This is a genomic window from Thalassotalea litorea, assembly GCF_043642205.1.
In the GTDB taxonomy this organism is placed as follows: domain Bacteria; phylum Pseudomonadota; class Gammaproteobacteria; order Enterobacterales; family Alteromonadaceae; genus Thalassotalea_A; species Thalassotalea_A litorea.
The window spans coordinates 1-1353 of the sequence record NZ_JBHZSG010000084.1; the positions used below are offsets into that span (position 1 = coordinate 1).

Consider the following 1353-nt stretch of genomic DNA (forward strand, 5'->3'; position numbering starts at 1 on the left):
GGCCGTTTTCTTTTTTCGGGCAAGATAAACTTCTTAACGTTTTCTCGCATGGCCCTTAATTTTTTAGGGATACTTCCTGGTGTAGCTATTGCGCACCACATCAGTTCGTCTTGAATAAAGCGCATGGCCATAACGAAACTGATCCGCAATGGAGAGACATCAGCCTCTTTGGCGATTTGGCTTATCTCGACTCGAATCAAGTTGTAGGCAATAAGTAAGCCCCAGATTTCCTGATAAATGCCTTCAACTGTCTGGCTGCGAAGCAAAATACTTTCATCGAGTTGAAATTGTTTTATTTCACCATAACCATTTTCTATTTCCCAACGTTCGAAATATACATCGAGAATATCTTGAGTTGAATACTTTTCGGTATCGGTCAATGAACTCAACAAGCCTTTGATGTGGTTATCCGCTACTGGCTCAGGGTACAAAACTAACCTTGCTTGCCAGGTTTCTGGGAGGCTTGGATCGTTTTTTCTGGCATGCCCCGAAACCTTCATCTCGACGAGAAAATCATTATCCGAATATTGCTCTATCACGTCATAACTGGTGTTTGATTTTACAGGTGTTAGCCAATGCTTATTTTTCTCCTCGCTTTGCCAATTTACCAACAACTCAGCACTGAGATAACAGCTATCAAAAATGGTCAACGAGCTATCTGGGGCTGAATGAGTGAGCCCTTTGGCATAGGTGATCTCGCCATTACGGCAGGGCCCAAACTTAACATCTCGTATCATCCTGCTACGCAGCGACATCAGCGCACAGAGACGGGCAATCGGATAAGCGGATTTCGCTTGATGTTGGTTACTGATAAAGCCGAAATGCTCTTCAGTAGCATCATTAAACGCACAACGCATCGTAGTGCCATCAATTGAGAATAACTGTAGGTCATGCCAAAGGTCGGTCGAATCTTCGCGTTGACACCAATGTGATGTAGTAATATTAAAAAGGGCTTCCAGAGGCTTTGCGGATAACCGCTGCCTTGCCTGAGGGATGGCGCTTGGTGCGACAGATTCGCCAAACTTATCAGCGAGCACAAGGTCTAGTTTTGAGACAACCTCTGTAATTGGGCGGTTTCGATAAAGACCTATGCCCACAACTAGCCATACAACAAGCTCAGCAGGTAGCTTCCTGCGTCGCATACTCGCTTTATTTGTTTCACTAAGAGCTTGCTCAATCCACTCTAGTGGTAATTCTTTTTGAAATACAGATAAATCATCTGGTGCAGCGAATAGTTCAGTATCAATAAGCCAGTTAGAAAGCATAAAAAAATAACCCCATCAATTTGATGGGGCTATTGTCGTACGATCCTTTTACCTGTCAACCGATCGATTGCTTATCTGATCGGTGTTA

General features: G+C 43.8%; 1 protein-coding gene. It reads right to left on the bottom strand.

Features of this window, described 5'->3' with window-relative positions; genetic code table 11:
• Positions 1 to 1265 (bottom strand): IS4 family transposase (locus tag ACHUFQ_RS16940; RefSeq protein WP_394177029.1); only part of this gene is annotated, 1265 nt, incomplete at its 3' end.
• Positions 1266 to 1353 lie beyond the last annotated feature (88 nt).